Annotated in this window: 17 protein-coding genes and 2 tRNA genes; 1 reads left to right on the top strand and 18 read right to left on the bottom strand. The window is 55.8% G+C overall.

The annotated features are described in order from the left end of the window. Window positions 1-50: 50 nt before the first annotated feature. Window positions 51-1,637, bottom strand: coding sequence for a murein biosynthesis integral membrane protein MurJ (gene murJ, locus A6070_RS05840; protein WP_072287459.1), 1,587 nt, complete (start codon window positions 1,635-1,637; stop codon window positions 51-53). A 272-nt stretch (window positions 1,638-1,909) separates the two neighbouring features. On the opposite strand from murJ, the gene rpsT reads away from it, so the two are divergent. After that, entirely contained in the window at window positions 1,910-2,173 is a 264-nt protein-coding gene (gene rpsT, locus A6070_RS05835; RefSeq protein WP_072287458.1) for a 30S ribosomal protein S20, read from the top strand. Between the two features lie 93 nt (window positions 2,174-2,266). Here rpsT and holA read toward each other — a convergent pair whose 3' ends face one another. The 17 genes from holA to A6070_RS05750 all read right to left on the bottom strand — a co-directional run bounded on the left by holA (window position 2,267) and on the right by A6070_RS05750 (window position 20,144). Then, the gene (holA, locus tag A6070_RS05830) at window positions 2,267-3,283 is read right to left on the bottom strand and encodes a DNA polymerase III subunit delta (RefSeq protein ID WP_072287457.1); all 1,017 of its coding nucleotides are present in this window, start codon (window positions 3,281-3,283) and stop codon (window positions 2,267-2,269) included. A gap of 40 nt (window positions 3,284-3,323) precedes the next feature. Next, a complete protein-coding gene (locus tag A6070_RS05825) occupies window positions 3,324-3,836 on the bottom strand; it encodes an LPS-assembly lipoprotein LptE (protein ID WP_072287456.1) in 513 nt (170 codons plus the stop codon). Further along, window positions 3,833-6,385 carry a leucine--tRNA ligase gene (gene leuS, locus A6070_RS05820; RefSeq protein ID WP_072288156.1) on the bottom strand — a complete coding sequence of 851 codons (2,553 nt, stop codon included), beginning with the start codon at window positions 6,383-6,385 and terminating at the stop codon, window positions 3,833-3,835. The genes A6070_RS05825 and leuS overlap by 4 nt, the downstream gene beginning before the upstream one ends. Window positions 6,386-6,565: 180 nt before the next feature. Continuing rightward, a complete protein-coding gene (gene infA, locus A6070_RS05815; RefSeq protein WP_072287455.1) occupies window positions 6,566-6,784 on the bottom strand; it encodes a translation initiation factor IF-1 in 219 nt (72 codons plus the stop codon). Between the two features lie 147 nt (window positions 6,785-6,931). Continuing rightward, the gene (locus A6070_RS05810; RefSeq protein ID WP_072287454.1) at window positions 6,932-7,753 is read right to left on the bottom strand and encodes a GAF domain-containing protein; all 822 of its coding nucleotides are present in this window, start codon (window positions 7,751-7,753) and stop codon (window positions 6,932-6,934) included. Window positions 7,754-7,833: 80 nt separating this feature from the next. Further along, window positions 7,834-8,202, bottom strand: coding sequence for a response regulator transcription factor (locus tag A6070_RS05805; protein WP_072287453.1), 369 nt, complete (start codon window positions 8,200-8,202; stop codon window positions 7,834-7,836). Window positions 8,203-8,258: 56 nt separating this feature from the next. Then, on the bottom strand, window positions 8,259-10,112 hold the full coding sequence (locus A6070_RS05800; RefSeq protein ID WP_072287452.1) for a response regulator: 1,854 nt from the start codon (window positions 10,110-10,112) through the stop codon (window positions 8,259-8,261). 86 nt (window positions 10,113-10,198) lie between these two features. Then, a complete protein-coding gene (gene der / locus A6070_RS05795) occupies window positions 10,199-11,518 on the bottom strand; it encodes a ribosome biogenesis GTPase Der (RefSeq protein WP_072287451.1) in 1,320 nt (439 codons plus the stop codon). Between the two features lie 219 nt (window positions 11,519-11,737). Further along, window positions 11,738-12,649, bottom strand: a complete 912-nt coding sequence (era, locus tag A6070_RS05790) for a GTPase Era (RefSeq protein ID WP_268807486.1) — start codon at window positions 12,647-12,649, stop codon at window positions 11,738-11,740. A gap of 35 nt (window positions 12,650-12,684) precedes the next feature. Further along, window positions 12,685-13,731: an elongator complex protein 3 gene (locus tag A6070_RS05785; RefSeq protein ID WP_072287449.1), complete on the bottom strand. Its 1,047-nt coding sequence runs from the start codon at window positions 13,729-13,731 to the stop codon at window positions 12,685-12,687. Window positions 13,732-13,837: 106 nt separating this feature from the next. Then, a complete protein-coding gene (gene rnc / locus A6070_RS05780; RefSeq protein WP_083558779.1) occupies window positions 13,838-14,536 on the bottom strand; it encodes a ribonuclease III in 699 nt (232 codons plus the stop codon). Window positions 14,537-14,846: 310 nt separating this feature from the next. Further along, a tRNA-Arg gene (locus tag A6070_RS05775) sits at window positions 14,847-14,923 on the bottom strand. A 4-nt stretch (window positions 14,924-14,927) separates the two neighbouring features. Beyond that, a tRNA-Pro gene (locus tag A6070_RS05770) sits at window positions 14,928-15,004 on the bottom strand. Window positions 15,005-15,186: 182 nt separating this feature from the next. Beyond that, window positions 15,187-16,026: a putative beta-lysine N-acetyltransferase gene (gene ablB, locus A6070_RS05765; protein ID WP_235605416.1), complete on the bottom strand. Its 840-nt coding sequence runs from the start codon at window positions 16,024-16,026 to the stop codon at window positions 15,187-15,189. Then, window positions 16,019-17,368 (bottom strand): lysine 2,3-aminomutase, encoded by a 1,350-nt coding sequence (kamA, locus tag A6070_RS05760; protein WP_072288154.1) that lies wholly within the window; start codon window positions 17,366-17,368, stop codon window positions 16,019-16,021. The genes ablB and kamA overlap by 8 nt, the downstream gene beginning before the upstream one ends. A gap of 464 nt (window positions 17,369-17,832) precedes the next feature. Then, on the bottom strand, window positions 17,833-18,483 hold the full coding sequence (locus tag A6070_RS05755; protein ID WP_072287448.1) for a response regulator transcription factor: 651 nt from the start codon (window positions 18,481-18,483) through the stop codon (window positions 17,833-17,835). A 23-nt stretch (window positions 18,484-18,506) separates the two neighbouring features. Beyond that, window positions 18,507-20,144, bottom strand: a complete 1,638-nt coding sequence (locus A6070_RS05750) for a sensor histidine kinase (RefSeq protein ID WP_072287447.1) — start codon at window positions 20,142-20,144, stop codon at window positions 18,507-18,509. Window positions 20,145-20,394: the final 250 nt, after the last annotated feature.

Here is a 20,394-nt window from a genome sequence, read left to right as displayed (position 1 = left end):
AAAATTCGGATAAAGAACAAACCGTTGCACCGCTATCGGACCCGGAGGCTTCAACCTTTCCGGACCTCGCGCTTCCAGCGTGTCTTGCGGCGGATAAAGCCGGCGAGCTGAGATACTTCCGGCACCCGCATGAAGAGACATACGGCATAAAAGATCCCGGAACCGCCAATCACGGCCGTTCCGAGGCGCAAAAGTTTGGGCCAGAAGGAGCCGGGCACCTGCCATTGCCCGTTATACAGCACCGCATAGGCGAAAACTGCCATCAGCAAAGTCCCCGGCACGATGCGCAGCATGGACCGCAGCACATGTTTCAACCCGAGGGGGCCCAATTTTCGCCGCAGCAGAAACAAAAGAACAAAACAATTGAATACGCTGGACAAGGTCAGTGCCAACGCAAGCCCTACATGCTGATAAAACCGCATCAGCAAAAGACCAAGGGCCGCATTGACCAGCAGGGTATAGAACGAAACCCACACCGGAGTGCGTGTATCATGCATGGCATAGAAACTCGGCACCACTACCCTGCTCACCCCCGCGAACAGCAGACCGGGGGCATAGGCGGCCAGAACCAGAGCCGACTGCAGGACATCATTGTAGGAAAAGGCGCCACGCATGAAAAACAGACTGTAAACTGGCACCGAACAAAGCACCAGGCCGGCTGCGGCAGGCAGGGTCACCAGACAGATAAGCACCAGCGCGTAACGCAGCGACTCCTTGAAACCGGACTGATCCCCGATGGCAACCTGACGGCTCATGGCGGGCAGAACCGCCTGGGCCAGGGAGACCACGAAGATACCCTGGGGGAACTCGAACAGCCGCTGGCCGAAGTAAAGGTAGGAGACACTGCCCTCGGCAAGAAACGAAGCCAACAGCCTTGTCACAACGATATTGATCTGATAAATGGCCACCCCGGCCAGACCCGGCAGCATCAAACGAACCACACGTCGCACGGCCGGATGGCGGAAATGGAAATCAGGGCGAAACCGCAACCCGTAACGCCTGGCAACGGGAAACTGTATGACCAGCTGCAGAAAGCCGCCAACCAACACCCCGATGGCAAGCGCCGTTACAGGAGCATCGAAGGAACCGGCCAGCAGCACCGCCGATGCAATCATCGCAAGATTCAGCAGTACCGGCGATACCGCCGGCCAGAAATAATGCCCCAGCACATTGAGAACACCGGTAATCAAAGCCAACAGGCTGACAAAGAAAATATAGGGAAACATCAGCCGGTTGAGAAAATTGGTAAGTTCCAGCTTGCCGGGAATCTCGCTGAATCCGTATCCGATCAGACGGACGATCCAGGGAGAAGCCAGCAGACCGCACAGCGTAACACCCGTCATGACCAGCAGCAACAGGGTCAGACAGATATTGGCGACCCTGCGTCCCTCATCGGCCCCCTGCTCATGATGGACCCGGGAAAAGGTCGGAACGAAGGCTGCGGTCAGGGAACCTTCCGCAAAAAATCGCCGCAACAGATTGGGGATGGTGAAGGCCATAAAAAAAGCGTCGGCGCCAAAACCGGCGCCAAACAATCGGGCCACCACCACATCGCGCACCAACCCGAAGACCCGGCTGAGGGCTGTAGCAATCCCCATGATGCCGGTCGCTCTGGCTATTTCCGTTTTCTCCCTCATATAAATCTGCCCGCCCCGATGATCCGCCGACGCACCAAATGGGATTATTTTACGTTAATCCTGCTCAATGACAGCGTAATACTCTGAAAATGAACTACTTTTTTTGTTTATGTTATACTGCATTAACTTGACTATTGAGTCGCCCGGTGCTATAAGACCTTGCGTATCGCCGCTTAGACAGAACAGAGCAGCATCCGCGACTGTTCAACAGGCACTTGATACGCTATCGACCCCAAACCACTATCCATCGAATCCCGAAACGGAGGAACACCTTGGCTAACCACAAATCCGCTCTGAAAAGAAACCGTCAGGCCGCGGTACGCAACGCCCGCAATACGCATATTCGCAGCAGCATGCGCACTTTTGTCAAACAGGTTCGGGCTGCGGTCGCCGCCGGTAACCAGGATGAAGCAAAGGCCGCCCTGGAGCGCGCCGTACCCTTTATCGACAAGGCAGCCACCAAGGGCGTCATTCACAAAGCAACCGCCAGCCGCAAGATCTCGCGTTTGGCCAAACTGATTAACACCCTGGGCTGAAAACATATCCCGGAAAAGCACAGGAAAAAGGGGCCGTTATGGCCCCTTTTTCATTTCTGGATACCGGTGTCGTCACAACCCTGGCGAAACCGGTCATGACGAACCCTGCCGGGAAACACCCTCCGGCGTTAATCTGAATACCAGTATCTCAAGCACGGCGGCATCGGAAGACCCGGAGGATTTAAGAGCAAGATCGGTTTCCAGAAGTGCTTCAAAAACACCCCGGAATGCATCCCCGGGGATGCGCCGCGCCTGAGCCAGCAGCGCGTTGAGAAAATAGGGGTTGATACCAATGCGCCGGGCGATCTCCTTTTCCTGCACACGTTGCAGCAGCAACTCATGGGCCTTCCACAACTGACGAAAATGACGGGTAATCATATTCAGAATCAGCAGCGGCGCGACGCCATCGGCCAATAACCGATGCAGCAGGCTCAAGGCGGTAGCGCAGTCCCCTTTCCCCAAGGCATCGCCCAGATCAAAAACACTGCCGACCCTGCTATCGGACACCACGGCCATGACGTCGGCCGCTTCCGCCACGTTGCGAACGCCGAGATAATTGCGCAATTTGCCGATTTCACCATGAATTTCCTGAAGGCTGACTCCAACCCTGGTGCAGAAAAGGGCCAGGCCTTCCTCGGTGAAACCGTAACCGGCATCCCGCGCCTGCGCGGTAACGAATGCAGGTATCTGGTTTTCATAAAGCTTTTTGAACTCGACCAGTTCACCGCTTTTTTTGAAAACCTGATAAAATTTGCGGCGTCCGTCGATTTTTTCCGCAGTGCAAACCAGAACGGTTTCCGGCACGGAATCCTTGAGATAATCGACAAACCGGTCGAGTTCATCGGCCGGCAAGGCATGCAGATCGCGGACAATAACCAGGCGACGGGGGCTGAAAACAGGCAGGGTGCGGGCCGCATCCAGCACAGTGGCAACCCGACAGCCCTTGCCATGAAATATTTCCAGATTGAAATCGCGCGCCTCGGCAGGAACCGTCTGCTCGATAATCTCGCGCAGCGTACGGTCGACGAAGAAGGGCTCCTCCCCGTACAGCAGCAACAGGTTCGGCAGAGATTTTTCCCGCAAGCGCTTTTGCAGTTCACCAGGTGTCACCGGGCATCCCCATCACTGTCGTGCCGCAATGATTGAACGCTCAGAAATCATCGATCATGCGGGAATAGAGTTCGTCGGCGAGACGCCGGGCGACTTCCGCAACCGCGGCTTCTTCCCGATCATCTTCCTGAGCCTTGTCGGCGCTCGCCAGGTAGTCTTCGGTGCCATGCGATGTGCCCTTCCAGAGAATCTGGGCCGTATCGGCATGTCGCAAGGCGGCCTCGACGGTCATGCGGGCCCGGTATTCGGCGATCCGGTCATTGCCGTCATAGGACAAAGAGCTGTTTGTGTACCGGGTGACGGAGCCGGTCAGGACGGCGTCGGCCATATCCGGATTCGCAACGAGCTCCACCCCAGGGCTGCTTGCCAACCGGTCGATCAGCGCATTGGTAACGGCATTCTCCAGGAACGGCTCGTAGGTGGCGTTGCGGAAAATGGCCACATGAACGTAACGAACGCCGCCGGGCAGCGTATCCCCCCGCCCCTGTAAATGATAGCCGCAGCCGAACAGGCCGGCGAGCAGAACGCCAATGGCGAAAATGCGCCGCGTCATGAGGCCACGATGTTCACCAGACGGCTGGGAACCACCACCACTTTGCGCACTGTTTTTCCTTCCAGAAACCGGGCCACATTGCTCTCCTCGAGGGCAGCCTGCCGCAGAGACGCCTCGTCCGCGTCGGCTGCGACCGTCACCTTGCCGCGCACCTTGCCGTTGACCTGCACGACAATGGTTTTACTGTCCTCCACCAAAGCTGTTTCGTCCCAATCGGGCCATCCGGCGCTTTCGATCCCCCCGGCATGCCCCAGGCAGGTCCACAATTCTTCGCAGATATGAGGCACAAAAGGCGCGAGAAGCCGCACCGTCGCTTCGAGAGCCTCGCGCATGACGCCGGGATGGCGCGCCTTTTCCTCGAATCCGTAAACGGCATTGACCAGTTCCATAACCGAAGCAATGGCCGTGTTGAAATGAAAACGTCCATCGATGTCTTCAGTCACCTTTTTAATGGTCCGGTGCACCTGGCGCCGCAGATCCCTGGCCGCGCCGTCGACCTCCGGAAGGATATCGGCTCCGGCAATCCGCTCAAGGTTATCATAAACCGCACGCCAGACCCGATGCAGAAACCGGTAGCACCCCTCCACCCCCTGTTCGTTCCACTCCAGATCCTTTTCCGGCGGCGCGGCGAACAAGGAGAAAAGCCGCGCCGTATCGGCCCCGTAGCGTGCGATGAGCTGATCGGGGTCGACGACGTTTTTCTTCGATTTGCTCATCTTTTCGGTACGGCCGGTTTTAACGCTGGCACCGCACAGGCTGCACTTGCCATCGACGGCTTGCTCCGGAAACAGCCACCCATGCGCGGGACAGGAAACCGTGTCCATGCAGACCATGCCCTGCGTCAGCAGGTTCCTGAAGGGCTCATCCTGGGAGAGCATGCCCAGATCCCGCATGACCTTGGTAAAAAACCGGGCATAAAGCAGGTGCATCACGGCGTGTTCGATACCGCCGATGTACTGGTCTACCGGCAGCCAGTGATCGACCGCTTCCCGGTCCAGGGGCCCCTGGTCGAATCGGGGGCAGGTGTAGCGGGCAAAATACCAGGAGCTTTCCACAAAGGTATCGAAGGTATCCGTTTCCCGGCGCGCATCCCCGCCACAGGTCGGACAGTTCGTCTTTAAAAAGGCCTGATGGCGTGCCAGGGGGCTGCCGCCCTCGCCGCTGATTTCGACGTCCATGGGCAGAACAACCGGCAGATCCTTTTCCGGAACGGGAACGATGCCGCAGTGCGGGCAATAAATGATCGGTATCGGCGTGCCCCAGTAACGCTGCCGGGAGACACCCCAGTCGCGCAGGCGATAATTGATGGTCTTGCGCCCGAAGCCCTGCGCCTCAAGGTATTCAGCGATTTTTTCCTTGGCGGTTTCATTGTCCAGCCCGTCGAAAGGACCGGAATTGACCAGGCATCCCGAACCGACCCAGGCTTCGTCCATAACGGCGACATCGAGCGTCTGATTTTCGGGCTGGATCACCAACACCATGGGAATATCGTATTTTCGTGCGAACTCAAAATCACGCTGGTCGTGGGTAGGTACCGCCATGACCGCTCCGGTGCCGTAGTCCATCAGCACGAAATTGGCCAGGAACACGGGCAGGCGCAGGCCGTTAACCGGGTTGATGGCATAAGATCCTGTAAAAACGCCTTCCTTGACAAAATCGTCACTGGTGCGCCGGGCTTTGTCCTGGGTACGCACGCGGGCAACGAAAGCTTCGACCTCGGCCCTGCGGTCCGGTGTGGTCAGGTCCGCGACCATGGGATGCTCGGCGGCCAGGCTCATGAAGGTAGCGCCGAAAAGGGTGTCGGGGCGGGTGGTAAAAACCCTGATCTGCAGATCCGCATCGGCCACCGGAAAGGCAATCTCGCAGCCGGTGGACCGGCCGATCCAGTTGCGCTGCATGGTCAGCACCGGCTCGGGCCAGCCGGACAGTCTACAGGTATCGTCCAGCAGTTCCTGAGCGTAATCGGTGATCTTGAAAAACCACTGCTCCAGTTCCTTCTGCTCGACCAGCATGCCGCAACGCCAGCAGGCCCCGTTTTCGACCTGCTCGTTGGCCAGTACCGTCTGACAATCGGGACACCAGTTAACGAAAGAGCTTTTCTTGTAAGCCAGCCCCTTCTCGAACATTTTGAGGAATATCAGCTGTTCCCAGCGATAGTACTCAGGGTGACAGGTTGCCAGTTCCCGATCCCAATCGTAGGAGAACCCCATTTTCTTGAGCTGGGCCCGCATATTGTCGATGTTTTCATAGGTCCACTTACCGGGATGCGTTCCATGCTGGATCGCCGCATTCTCGGCGGGCATGCCAAAAGCGTCCCACCCCATGGGGTGGAGGACATTAAAACCCTGCAGGCGCTTGAATCGCGCCACCACATCGCCAATGGAATAGTTGCGCACATGACCCATGTGAATGCGCCCGGAAGGATAGGGAAACATCTCCAGCAGATAGTACTTGTCCCTGCCATCCTGAGCGGCCTTGAAGGTCTGCTCTTTTTCCCAATGTGCCTGCCACTTGCCTTCAATGCCGCCGGCGTCGTAACGTTCTTCCATACCAAACCCCTTGGCATCCGCCCGGATACCGATATAAACAGGAAAACCGGCCGACGCCGGTATCTGAAAATCCCGAAAATTCACGAAGCCGGCACATCCCCGATAAAGCATGCCATGACAGAGAAAACCGGCGGGCGCAACTGCACGTTGCCCTGTCGAACCTGGAAACTGGGCAGCTACTTACTTTTCGCGGTAAGTGATGCGACCTCGCGTCAGATCATAGGGAGAAAGTTCGACGGTGACCCGGTCTCCCGGCAGAATACGAATATAGAATTTGCGCATCTTGCCGGAAATATGGGCCAGAATGATGTGCCCGTTGTCCAGCTTGACGCGGAACATGGCATTGGGAAGCGGTTCGACGACCTTCCCTTCAACTTCAATGGCTTCTTCTTTTGCCAACGCAACCTCCTTGGGTAAATAAACGGGCGTTATCAGTAAATAAAATCCCGGTGGGCAAAACAGCACTATTTAACATGACCGCCCCGGGCATTGTCAACCCTCTGACGGCATAGCCTCAAAGCTGCAAAGCCCATGGCCGGGCAGCGGTTATTTTGTGAGCAGATCCAGAAACCCCTGGATCGTTGTCAGCTTGCGTTCCGACTCGCAATAGAGCTTGGAAGCAAAGATGGCGGTTGCGGCATGTCCCGCCAGCAATGTGAAAAGCTCATGGTCGATTTCGGCAAATCGGCGTTTTTGTATAAACAATCTGTATACAGCCAAAACTCCGATAACGCGGTTCTTGATTTTCAACGGTATGCAGGCCAACGGTTTTTCCGGTTCCAGGCCATCCAGTGTTTCGGAAAAAAAACTTTCGCCTTCCCGGGCTACCATGCCGGGGACCCCTTGCCCCAGAGCAAATACCGGCAAATCCTGAACCACGACACCCTCACCGGCCATCGCCTGTAGGGTACCGGTATTTTCGTCAAGCAGAAAAATGGCAAACTCTTCCCCGCCAATCAGATTGATGATGATTTCGGAGATAATTTTCAAGACTTCGCGAAAGTCGAGGGTTGCATGCAACTGATAGGTCGCAATATAAAGCCTGGCCAGGCTGTTGTTTTCGGCCTCGATCTCGACATAACGGTTGGCAAAATCAATATTTTCAGACTCAACCAGCTTTATGCGCTGCAGAATTTCGTTTTTTTCCCGCTCCAGGTCGACGATCCGGGCTTTAAGCATCTCCACTTCGCGCAAAGCCTGCCCGGCGCAAGAAGCCAGGCGACTCTGCTCTTCGAGCTGCACCAGGCGGTAACGCAGCTTTTCATTCTCACGCATCAGCTCCTGGGTGAAATCCGCACCTTTTTTGAAAACCTGCATGAATTCTTCAGCACGTTGAAGCAACTTCCCCTGGTCCTCTCTCTGAATCATCGCCTCTCCATGGCAACAGGCAACAACCGGTATGCAGGCCCCCTACCCTTGATAACTGGGCGGCATCCGGTTTCTCCGCCTCACGGCAGAAACCTCTGGATCGTCTCGATAACCATGGCGGACTTGAAGGGCTTGGTGATATACCAGTCGGCACCGACCTCCTGTCCGCGGGAAAAATCATCCTGGCACTTCCTCGCCGTCAGCATGATAACCGGGATATGGCGGGTTTCCGCAGCGAATTTGATCCTCCGACACACCTCGAAGCCATCAATTTCGGGCAGCATGATATCCAGCAGTACAAGATCCGGCTTGTCCGTCGCAATAGCCTCGAGGGCCGCCTGGCCATTGGAGACGCCCCTGACTTCATACCCCCTGGAAGTCAACAGGATACTCTCGAGCCGCAACAGACTATCCTCGTCCTCAACAATCAGGATTCTTTTCCTGGGCACATTTTCCTCCCTTTGTCGGATGGCTGAAAAAGCCCTTTTCGAGACTTCTTCATAACTTACAGGCACTGTTTTTCACAGGATCCGGCGGAAAAAGGAATGTCGTGGCGATCATGATGACAGCTTCCTGCACTACCCTCACCAAGGGCCACAGGCAGCGCGCTCACAGGCTGCTCGTACTTCAAGGCACTGCCGCGGATCAGGGTTGGGGCAATTGGAAACCGATCCATGACACTTTTCTCCATCATCTTTACTGCCACCCCGATGTCCGGAAAGCTTCCGTCAGGCGCCTTGCAAACCGGTCCGGCTAACCTGAAGTCGCTCCTCCAGGAGGGCTTTTTCCATGGCCAGGCCTGCCTGGGAAAGAAAAATCTCCAGCGCTTCGGTATTTCCGACAGGTCGATGTTCCGGTAGATTGTCCCCGTACAGAATGGCAACGACGCGCCCCTCGCTGAAAACCGGCCCCAGAAAGATATCCTCGGGAATTCCCCCCCCAGAGCCTGCGCTAGAAAGCGATCCCATCTGCCATCGCCAAAGCGCGCGCGCATGGACTGCGGACTGCACAGCATGCGGCTCAGGATGGAATCGCTGTCCCGGGGAATGACAATGTTTCGAATGGCATGGTTCGTGTCACCCCCCGCCAGTGCCACGCCAAACTGCCCGATTCCGACGATCTGATCCTGTTTCACTGAAAAAATGACGGCACGGTTCATCACTTCACTGGCAAAGCGCAGCACCAGCAAAATGATGCCACCGCCCAGACAGGGATTGTTCAGCTCCTCCAGCATTCCCTTGAGCAGATGCAGGCCGGGCGAATTCCGAAAACCTCTTTGCACACCGTTCCCGGAGCCTTGCCGCTCGCGGTCGGAGGTCGCAACTGACGGAGAAATATTCTCAGGGACAGGTGACCCGGCAACAGCGCGCAAAGACAGAAACAGGCTGCGCCCCAGGGTTTCAACGGCGCGCCGCCACTGATCCCGCGGCATATCCGGCTGCAGCGGCTTGGAAAAAATCTCGGGCAGCCCCAGCTGCCATGCCTTGTCTTCCGCTTCGGAGCTGCGGTGATCCGACAGTGGCAGAACCCGCATATCGGGATAGGTGCAGACCACTTTTTCCAGCAGTTCCAGGCCGCCGAGCATGCCCTCGCCGTTGAGGCAAGGCATGACAAGATCGATCAGGGCTGCCGGAACGATGCCCTCCAGCCGGGCTTTTTTCAGTTGGATCCAGAAATCGGCCGCCGTCTCGAACTGCTCGACGTGCAACCCGTGCGCGTCGAGATAGCTGCCAAGTTCCTGCCGCAGACACGGATCGTCATCGACGATCCAGACCGGATTCGGAAATTCCTCACGAGGCATGCCGCTTGTTTCGATATCCCGGGCCGAAGCGCCGGTGGCCACGGCCGGAGGATCGTTTTGCCGGGTATCTGACGCAGACATGGGTGACGACGGCGCAGATTCCAGCCGGTCGCCAAGCAAAAGATGGGGCACCGCTTCGGTGGCAGGCAACCTGTCAACATCCTCCCACAGATCAAAACAGAACTGTCCTTCGGTCCAGGATGCCAACTGCTGCAGCAGGCGCCGTGCCAGCGGTTGAAAAACATCGTTGACCAGCTGCGGAGCAAGACTGAAACACCCGACCAGAACCCGCCGAAGGTCACCGGCGGGGTCGCTGGAAAAAAGTTCGGAGGCCCGCTCCAGAAGGTCTTTTTCCAGCACATCCCGAGCCTCAAGTTCGGCAGCCAGGTGGGGCACCAGGTGCAGAGAAGAGAGGCGCACCACCTCTCCATGCCAGAAAGCGATGTTCCAAACCTGGTCCCGGTCACTAACCGTCAATTGACCGGATTTTCGACTGAGATGGATGATTTTAAGTATGTCATCCAATCTGAGATCCGCCAGTTGCCCGACCAAACTCATGCCTGCCCCGCCTCTTTTGAATACTCTTGTTTTGTAGTGTATCCGGAATATGGCCCGGTAACCCGATGGTGTCGCAAAACCAAAACCTATTCTCGGCCACCTCTGTTCCTGAATGTCAAACGGATGGGGCAACCATTAAAACCAAAGGCTTCGCGCAGCTTGTTGGCCAGGTATCTCTCGTAGGAGAAGTGAACCCCCGCGGCATGGTTGCCAAAAACGACAAAGGATGGCGGGCGTACGCCGGTTTGGGTCATGTAGTAGAACTTGAGGCGTTTGCCCTGCACCATCGGCGGTGCGTGGGAAATAACCGCTTCCTCAAGCACCTTGTTGAGTGCCGAGGTCGGCACCTGACGATTGAATTCGACAGACACTCTTTCCACTTCGCCCATGATTTTGGAGACACGCTGCCCACTCAGTGCGGAAACGAAAACAATAGGGGCAAAAGGCAGAAATTTAAAGGCGCGGCGCACATTTTCAGTGAACTTCTTCATGGTTCCCTGATCTTTTTCCACCAGGTCCCATTTATTCACCACCAGAATCACCGCCCTGCCTCGCTCCAGCGCGTAACCGGCCACCGTGAGGTCCTGATCCGTCACCCCCTCCTCGGCATCGAGCACCACCAGCACCACATGGGCTCGCTCCATGGCTTTGAGCGACTGGATGACACTGTATTTTTCGAGTTTTTCCTGCACGCGCCCCTTGCGGCGGATGCCGGCTGTGTCAATCAACACGTAGCGTTTTTTATTGTAGGCAAATGGCGTATCGATGCTGTCACGCGTCGTGCCCGCCGTCGGATTCGCCACCAGGCGCTCGGCACCGATCATGCGATTGATAAGAGACGACTTGCCGACATTGGGCCGACCAATCACCGCCAGACGGGTTTCATCCTCGGCAAGAGCATCGTTTTTCGCAGACGCCGGCAAAGCCTCCAGCAGGGCCTCGATCAGATCGTCCATGCCGCGACCATGCTCGGCGGAAACGCTGAAAAGCCGGTCACCGCCAAGGGCGAAAAATTCACCCGCGGCAGCCTCCTGCGAAAAACCATCCACCTTGTTCACCACATACAACACCGGTTTTTCGCTGCGGCGCAACATCGCCGCCACATCTTCATCCGAGGGAGTCAAGCCCTGCCTGGCGTCGACCACAAACAGTATCACATCGGCTTCCTCGATGGCCAGTCGGGACTGTTCGCGCATCTGCGCCAGCAGGTGGTCTTCGCTGGCAGGTTCGAACCCGCCGGTGTCGATAAGCACAAAGGGTGTTCCGTAACGGGTTATCCTGGCATAGTTCCGGTCTCGCGTCACTCCGGGAAAATCCTCGACAATGGCGCGACGTGTTCCGAGAATCCGGTTGAACAGGGTCGATTTTCCGACATTGGGGCGCCCGACGATAGCAACAACTGACATGGTTTTTACCTATCAAAAAATGATGCTTTTGCAAAAAATCCTAAATCCGATGGCCAAGCAAAAAACCCCAGCCGCAGGGAGCGCGATTGTCAAGCAATGAGACGTACTTGCGCAGATCGAAGCAGCGAGGCAATTGTAGCAGTGCCGCAGGTGGCGAGTTTTTGCGACATCTGCATAAGTATTATCCGCAACAAAAGAAAAAGTGGAAGATTGCCGGTTTTATTCATATCCGAAACGCTTGAGCTGCCGCCGTTCCTCCGTCCAGTTTTTCTCCACCTTGACCAGCAAATCGAGAAACACCCGGGTCCCCAACATACGTTCGATATCGAAACGGGCCGCCTTGCCGATGGATCTGATTTTTTCTCCGTGCCGGCCCAACACGATTTTTTTGTGACCTTCCCGCGATACATAAATGCAAGCTTCGATAACAACCAGATTCTTTTCGGGCTTTTCCTCAAAGGCATCAATTTCCACGGCCACCCCGTGAGGTATCTCGTCGTGGGTCTGTTTGAGAATCTGTTCGCGAATCATTTCCGCGGCGATAAAACGCTCGGGCAGATCGGTAATCATGTCTTCCGCGTAATAACGAGGCCCCTCCGGCAGATACTTGACCAGGGCGCGGACCAGGTCATCGGTGCCCTCTCCCGCAAGCGCCGAGACCGGAATAATTTCACGAAAATCGAACCTGGAGGCATAGGCTTCGATCAGCGGCAGCAGTTTCAACCGGGGTACCAGGTCAACCTTGTTGATCACCAGGATCACCGGGACCTTGCTGCGCGATACCTGTTCCAGCACAAAATCGTCCCCGCCACCCAATGGATCGGTGGCTTCAACCAGAACAAGTGCGACATCCACATCGCCGCAGGCGCTCAGGGCCTGCTCCACCATATAGCGGTTGAGCATCCCCTTGGCCTTGTGAACCCCCGGCGTGTCCAGAAAAAGTATCTGCGCATCCGGACGATTGCAGATACCCAGGATACGGTTGCGGGTGGTTTGCGGCTTATTGGAGGTGATGGCGATTTTTTGCCCCAGCACCGCATTGAGAAGGGTGGACTTGCCGACATTGGGCCGGCCCATGATGGCAACGAAACCCGAGCGGAATCCTTTATCGGACGGTTGATGGTTATTCAAGGTCTGTCAATCTCCCGGCATACGCGAACAACATCTCATGAGTGGTCGTCCGTCGTTGGTGGTAAAGGTTGCAAATAACGGGCCTGCGACATCATGTCATGGCGGCACCCGGCCAAAACGAAACACTGGCGAACCTGATGGCCGGAAGAAACGATTTCAAAATGCCCGAAGCGTCTCGACAGGTAGTCGAGATTTGTTCGACGGTGACCCATTGCGTCACTCAGGTCTGCAAAATCTACCTTAGCCCGCCGACCTCCGGAGGCGGTAGCCGTCGACTCGAGGGCACGACGCCACAGCCTGGAACGCACCAGTTGGCCGAACGCCGGATGATAGGGGCCGGCCAGAACCGTCGAGCCTCGATCCAGTTCAGGGGAAGACTGCAGGCCAAGGCGGATAACAGGGACACCCTGATCGTGACAATGCCATAGCAGTTCAGCGCAAAGCTCTACGGCATCGTCAAGGTCAAGAGGAACATAATCGCCTCTGCGCCAGGCCTGTGCCAGCCCGGTCCCGGCCAGTACCACCGCAGGGTAGAGACGCAGAAAATCCGGTTCCAGATCCAGAGCCCTGGCCAGAGAACGCCGCGCTTCATCACCATCACCGCCGGGCAGGCCGGGCATCAGCTGCAGTCCGACGCGCAGGCCAGCGTTACGTAACCTCATTACCGATTCGCCCGCGGCACTTGCGTCATGGCCACGGCGCGCTTTACGCAGCACCGCGTCGCTGAAAGACTGACAGCCCAGTTCGACCGTTGTGACGTTAAAGGCCCGCAACCGCGCAACCCGCTCATTGTCGCATCCGTCAGGCCGGGTCGATACCCGAATGCCGGCCACCCGCCCGGCACGCACAAAAGGAACAACGCCGGCAAGGTAAGCCTCCTGCAAACAAGGATCGAGCATGGTGAAGCTGCCACCGTAAAAAGCCACTTCGCCCACACCACGCTCCGGCAGCATGACTTCGAGACATCTTGCCACCTCCGCAGGTGAGGGGGCCGTTTCCACGCTGGTGATCCGGTTTTGCTGACAGAAGACGCAACGTTGTGCACAACCGCAATGAGGAATGAAAAACGGAAAGACAACCATAAGCTACCGGCATCGATGTTTCATTACAAAAAGATTCGCCGGGATGGACGCCCGACAAGCAGAAAAAACCGCCGTCAGAGCCCTGCTCCACCGGCATCGACGAAAGTTACTTTTCCGGCTGTTCCAATGCCTGTCTGGCGGCGGCCTGCTCTGCCGCCTTCTTGCTGCGCCCCTCGCCCCGCCCGATACAGGATTCCCGAAAGCGCGCTTCTACCGTATAGGAACGCTGATGGGGCGGGCCGTCGGCATGCACAAGCACATATTGGGGCACCTCGCCAAACCGTGCCTGGAGACGCTCCTGGAGACGGGTTTTGTAATCGACACCCGCCTTGCGCCGCGCCGCCCGCTGAATATGCTCCACAACCAGCGCCTCGACCACCCGGCAGGCCTGTTCGAAGCCACCGTCGCAAAAAATGGCGCCTATCAGTGCCTCCATGGCATTGGCGATCAGGCTGCTTTTAAGACGGCCGCCACTGCGCTCCTCACCTTTGCCAAGGCGCATGAAGTCACCAAGCGAGATGGCTTTGCCAATCACTGCCAGACCTTTTTCGCTGACGACTTCGGAACGGATCCGGGTCAACTCTCCTTCCGGAAGATGCGGAAAAGTCCGAAACACGTAATGGCTGACGACCAGCCCCAAAACCACATCACCAAGAAACTCAAGACGCTCGTTATCCGGAACACCGCGATCATTCTGTTCGTTACTGAAGGATTTATGGGTCAGGGCTTCGATAAGCAGCGACGGGTCGCCGAACGTATAATCGATAGTCCTTTCCAATAAAATATCAGGTTTTTCTTCGCACAAAAGGATCCCTCCGCTGATTGCCGTTGCTGGCGCCGCAGCACCATCTGGCGACAATAAAGTATATACGATGCGGCTTGCTTGTCGCAATGCCGACGCAACACCGCAACCTCAACGGCGGACAGGCAATCTTTCCCGTAGCCCTTGATAGGGTGTGCAAGTCAGGCCCGGGCGCGGCTTTTCGCAGTTCTTGCCTTACCCGAAACGGTACATCCTGTGCGGGTACGCCGGGTTGCCGGCGGCCACTGAATGGGTCCTGAAACTATGCAAAAAAACAAAAGGGCTGGCCTTGTATGCCAACCCTTTAACTCACTGGCGCGCCAGGAAGGACTCGAACCCTCGACCCTGTGATTAGAAGTCACATGCTCTATCCAGCTGAGCTACTGGCGCAACATGGTCGGGGCGAGAGGATTCGAACCTCCGACCCCCTGTGCCCAAGACAGGTGCGCTACCAGACTGCGCTACGCCCCGACAAGAACGACACTTCTAGCATGGGCCGGACTTTTTTTCAACACAAAAGACGGCCTAAACAAAGCACCGTCAGCCAGACTCAGTCCGTATCCATCCGGAATATCCGGATGGATACGACATGGTTTTCATAGAGGATGTGGGATAAAAAGCCCTGCCCTCGCCACCCCTGTCGCAAACTCGCGTCAGTTCAGCGCTTTGTGCCACACATTCATGCTTTCCTGGCGTCCGCAGATCTGGGTATTGTTACGCAGGGTACCGCCGAAAAGATAACCGGAACTGGAGAAAGTGATATTCATGCCATAGCTATAGGCCCTGGCGATGGTAAAGACCGTATGGATACCGTCTTCGCGCATGGCTTCCTCCATGCGGGCCAGCAATATCCGCGCGAAACCCTGTCCGCGGTGAGCGGGCAAGGTCGCAAAATCGGTCATCTCGGCATGTCGTGCCTGACAGTCCTTCTCCGCTGAAGCCAAGGCAACCAGGCGGTCACCACGCCAGATACCGAAATAGCGGATATGATCCCGCATGGTTTCGAGCAGATAAGCCGGATCGTGAATGGGGAATGGGTAACTGGCAAACACCTCGCGGTACAAGGCGGCCGCCGCGCCGACCTGCCCTTCGCCGAGCCGGCGCAGTTCAAAACCTTCGGGCAGCACGGTGCTGCCATCAACGGGCCCGGACTTGGCCCGGGCTGCTTCCAACACCTTCTCAACCAGCTCAGGCTTGCGTTCGACACGACGTTCCCGCTGCAGGAACTTGCCCAGCAGCAACCCTTCTTCCCGACCATGAAACAGCTTTGGAATACGCGCTTCGGCGCAGTAGCCGTTTTCCAGAAACGGCTTGCTGATGCCGGCGGGAATCTTGGCAAAAATCTTGGAATAGCCCTCGCGCCGGGCCATGACATCAAGCCGCTCAACGATTTCCGGACAATCGTCGGAGGCGGTCTTCATCAGGTAGATACGCTCACTGTTGGCACCGTGCTGAATCAGGGAGTCACCTATCTTTTCCATACGATCAGTCATCGCCCCTCCTCACCATCCGCTCGTTGTCTTCCGGGGTCAGGGAGATGGTATCGTCATGATCCGCCAACAGCTTCACAATGCCCGTAGCCTGGCATTCGTCGGCCCCCTTGAGTTTAAGTTGCAGGTGGCACTCGGCACATTGGCGGTCGCAGAAAATCGGCTCGTAACTGTTGGGCTCCTGATAGGTTGTGATAACCCCTTCGTAGTTGCGCAACACCACCTTGTTGGTCGACAGGGAGATCAGATAATTGGGATTCAGGGGAATCTTGCCGCCACCGCCCGGCGCATCGATGACATAGGTCGGTATCGAGAAGCCGCTGGTGTGGCCGATGAGGCCCTCCATGATTTCGATACCCTTGCCGACGGGAGTGCGAAAATGGGTCAACCCTTCGGAAAGGTCGCACTGATACAGATAGTAGGGACGTACCCGGTTTTCCACCAGCCGATGTACCAACTCCTTGATGATGCGAGGGCAATCGTTGACTCCGGCCAGCAGCACGGTCTGATTACCAAGAGGGAAACCTGCATCGGCCAGCTTGCGCAAAGCGCGCTTTGACGAAGAGGTCATCTCGCGCGGATGGTTGAAGTGGGTGTTGATCCAGAGCGGCTGATGCTTGCGCAACATGGCGACCAGCTTGTCGGTAATACGGTAGGGCAGCACAACCGGTATGCGGGTACCGATCCTAACCACCTCGACATGGGGAATGCGACACAGTTCGGTCAGAATCCAGTCCAGATAGTCGTCCGAAAGCATCAGCGGGTCGCCGCCCGACAGCAGCACGTCGCGCACCTGCGGGGTATTGGCGATATATTCGATGCCCTGCATGATCGCTTCCCGCCCGGGAATGGAATCCTGATCCCCCACCTTGCGCTTGCGCGTGCAATGCCGGCAATACATAGCGCACAGATTGCTGATATGAAACAGGACACGATCGGGATATCGGTGCGTGATGCCGGGAACAGGACTGTCCTTGTCTTCATCGAGCGGGTCCGCCATCTCCCGGGGATCGACTTCCAGTTCCTGCGGAACCGGAAACGACTGGATAAAAACGGGGTCATTTCGGTAATCTTCCCGATCGATAAGAGACAGGTAATAAGGTGTAATGGCGAGAGGGAATTTATCGAGGGTCAACGAAACGTCCCGACGAAATTCATCGTCGAATACGATACCGGTTATACGTTCAAATGTTTCAATGTCCCTGATTGTGTGTTTGATATGCCAACGCCAATCCTCCCAATGTTTCGCAAATGTCTCATCATTTCCAAATTTACTGGCGATCTGTTTTTGTATTTTTGAATAAATTTTTCTTCTCCTTTCGTATGTGTATATCTTTGTTAACATAATACTTTTCCGGAAAAATGTCAAATTTCGCGAAAAAACTTTAATATCTACGCTAATTTTCTCAATGATATCCGATTTTTTTCATACTTTTTTTGGAACATGAAATATGATTTTGAATCATGCCGGCAGAAAACTGAATCATCACATGCAATCAAATGGATGGCTTGCAGGCACCCGACCCGCCTGCTCCAGCGATCCCGGCTGCCTGGGCATGGTCCCGCCACCATTGCCCAACCTGTTGTTATCAAAATTCCCCTTCAACAAAACAGGAAAGTGATTCAATTTTCACTATGTAAGCACCTATAAAACAAAATAAAAAAAATACCGGGAATTCATGGCTGAACAATGGTAAACACATTTGTTACGGTACCATGTTACTAAATTTCGCGCAAAGACACGGGCCGGTTACAGACTGAACCTTTAAGCATGGCTCCCATCGGAGAAGGGAAATGCTGGCGGCACCCTCAGATGATATTTTTCTTGCGCGCGACCGCCACGGCTTCCATGCGATTGCTCACTTCAAGTTTCTTGAAGATTCTTTGGACGTGGGTTTTGATGGTTTCGATGCTGACGAAGTGAATCTGGGCTATTTCGTTGTTGGTTTTGCCTTCGGCGATATTTTTCAGCACGCGGATCTCGGTCCGGGTCAGATTGTGCTCGGCATCGCCGTCAGAGCCGTCCGCAGGCCGGCGCCATTTGATGGCGAGATTCAGCAGATAGGGCGACATGCACTCCCTGCCCGAAGCGAAATCCTCTATAATTTTGATAAGTTCGTCAATTTTAGTGTTTTTGGCCACATAGCCGTTGGCGCCTTCGCTCATGGCTTCCTGGACATAGTCTTTTTTGGTATAGGTTGAAAGCACGATGATTTTGAGATCCGGCAGGGTCTTGCGCAGTACCCGGATGGCTTCAATTCCGGAAAGACCCGGCATGTCTATATCCATCAGCACCACATCGGGAGGATTCTGGGTGATGGCGTTGACCGCGTCGAAACCGTTATCGGCTTCGCCGACGATGCGGATGCTCTTTTGCGATTCGAGGTACATGCTCAGGCCGATGCGTAGAATCGGATGATCGTCGGCGATAAAGACGGTTACCGGACGTTCCTCGCTCATAAATCCTCCAAGTTGGACACCGTTTATCGTGTGTCACAGGCAATGGGAACCAGGAAACGAAACCTGCATCCCGTCACCTGCTTTCCCGCCCCGTCCAGGTAAGGTGATTCGACCCAGATCCTGCCTCCATGGGCTTCGACGACCAGCTTGCTGAATGTAAGCCCCAACCCTACCCCGCGGCGCTCATTCCCGCCCTGAACGGTCGTGGTATAGAATTTCTGAAAAATCAGTTCCTGTTTTTCCCTGTCAATGCCTTTGCCCTGATCATCAATGGTGACCAGAATGGCGCTCCGGTCCCGTTCATCGCGACAGGGTTCGCAGGTAAGAGCTATGCTGCCTCCGACGGGACTGAAACGAATGGCATTTTCCAGAAGATTCACACAGGTGCGCTGAAGCCGGGCCCAATCCGCAGCCATCTGCATGCCGCCCCGCCCCGGTTCGAAATGGATCCTGATTTTCTTGTCGCCGGCGGAAAAACCGACCTGTCGGATGCTCTCCATGAGGGTCGAATCCATATCCCCCGGCACCTGGCACAAATTCAGCCCGGCACATTCATCCAGAAAAATATCCAGAAAGTTTGAAACCATGCCGGAAAGCTTGTGGGTCGAATTCAGGGCCAGGGATACCAGGTCCTCGCCCCGGTTATTGAGGGTGCCAAGGTGGCGGTCCAACATCAACTCCAGCACCCGCTGAATGGAAAGAATCGGATTGCCCATGTCGTGGGTCAGCATGCCGATGAGATCCTCTTTCATTTTTTCGATCTTTTTTTCCCGGGTAACGTCGCGTAACACCGTAACGTATCCCATCGTTTCCCGCGTCGAGAGGAAAAGTTCCTGGCAGGATGCGTGGGTATAGAATATCTGGCCGTCGGGTTTCATTACTTCAAAGACCGGCGGAATTTCATAGGGTTGCTGCTGCTTCTTGCAGCTCAGGTACTCGCGGAACGCATCGGGACAAGCGAATAGATCAAAGATCGGCCGGCCGACAACCGTCGATGCCTCCCGACCGAACATCGCAACCGTGGCCTTGTTGATCACGGTCACAATACCATCCGGATCCGTTGAGATGATGGAATCGGAAACACTGTTGATGATGTTGTGCAGGTTTTGCTGGTAGGCCCTTTGAGAGAGGTATTTCTGGATCGCCAGCGAACTGATGGTCTTGGCGATGGTGCACATGAGTTTGACTACGGACTGCAGGCGCTGGTAACTCATGACCGGCACTTCATGCAACGCCCTCAGATAACCCGCCACATCCTCGACGCCGATGCGCTTGGCGGCATCGAGGGCCTCCTGAATGGACAACGGTCGCGTCAGCACCTGCCCCATGACCAAAGTGGCTACATGATAGCCTTCGACGATGATCGGCGTGGCGCTGTCCATCAGGCCGGCGTTCAGACACTTGTAGATGAAAGGCTTGCCGATCTTCCGGCCTTCCTCGCCCCCAAAACGGTCGCTGGCATAGCAGCGCGCCCGCCCCTCCGGCGTCGATCGGCAATAGTCCTTGCACAGCCGCGAAAAATTATGCTCACGGGTAATCGGTTGGCCATCGAGATCGACCAGCACCGACGCCACCCGCGTTGCCTCGGTGAAATCCCTGACAATTTCCTCAAGAACGTCCTTTTCAATCAGGTCCAGAAGCTTTATCTGCTGGCACCCCATGCCACCTCCGCCACCGTCTTTGGCCTGGATATCCTTCCAGCAGACCGGCCCCCGATCCGCCAGGCAAGACCGCCGACGTTTCCCGTTTCACGCCGTTTTGATCATCAAAGGGCTTGTGTCCATCCGGAAACTTCGAACAAAAACCAGACCCTTTATTCATAGCACGAGCGACCACCTGACCCAAAATAAAATGTCGTTTGCCAGACATAGGGACAGAGAAAATCACTATATCGAGGGACAAAAATACGAT

This window comes from Syntrophotalea acetylenica, from assembly GCF_001888165.1.
GTDB classification, from domain to species: Bacteria; Desulfobacterota; Desulfuromonadia; order Desulfuromonadales; family Syntrophotaleaceae; genus Syntrophotalea; species Syntrophotalea acetylenica.
Note: the sequence above shows the minus strand (reverse complement) of the source record. Positions and strands in the feature narration are given on the sequence as shown.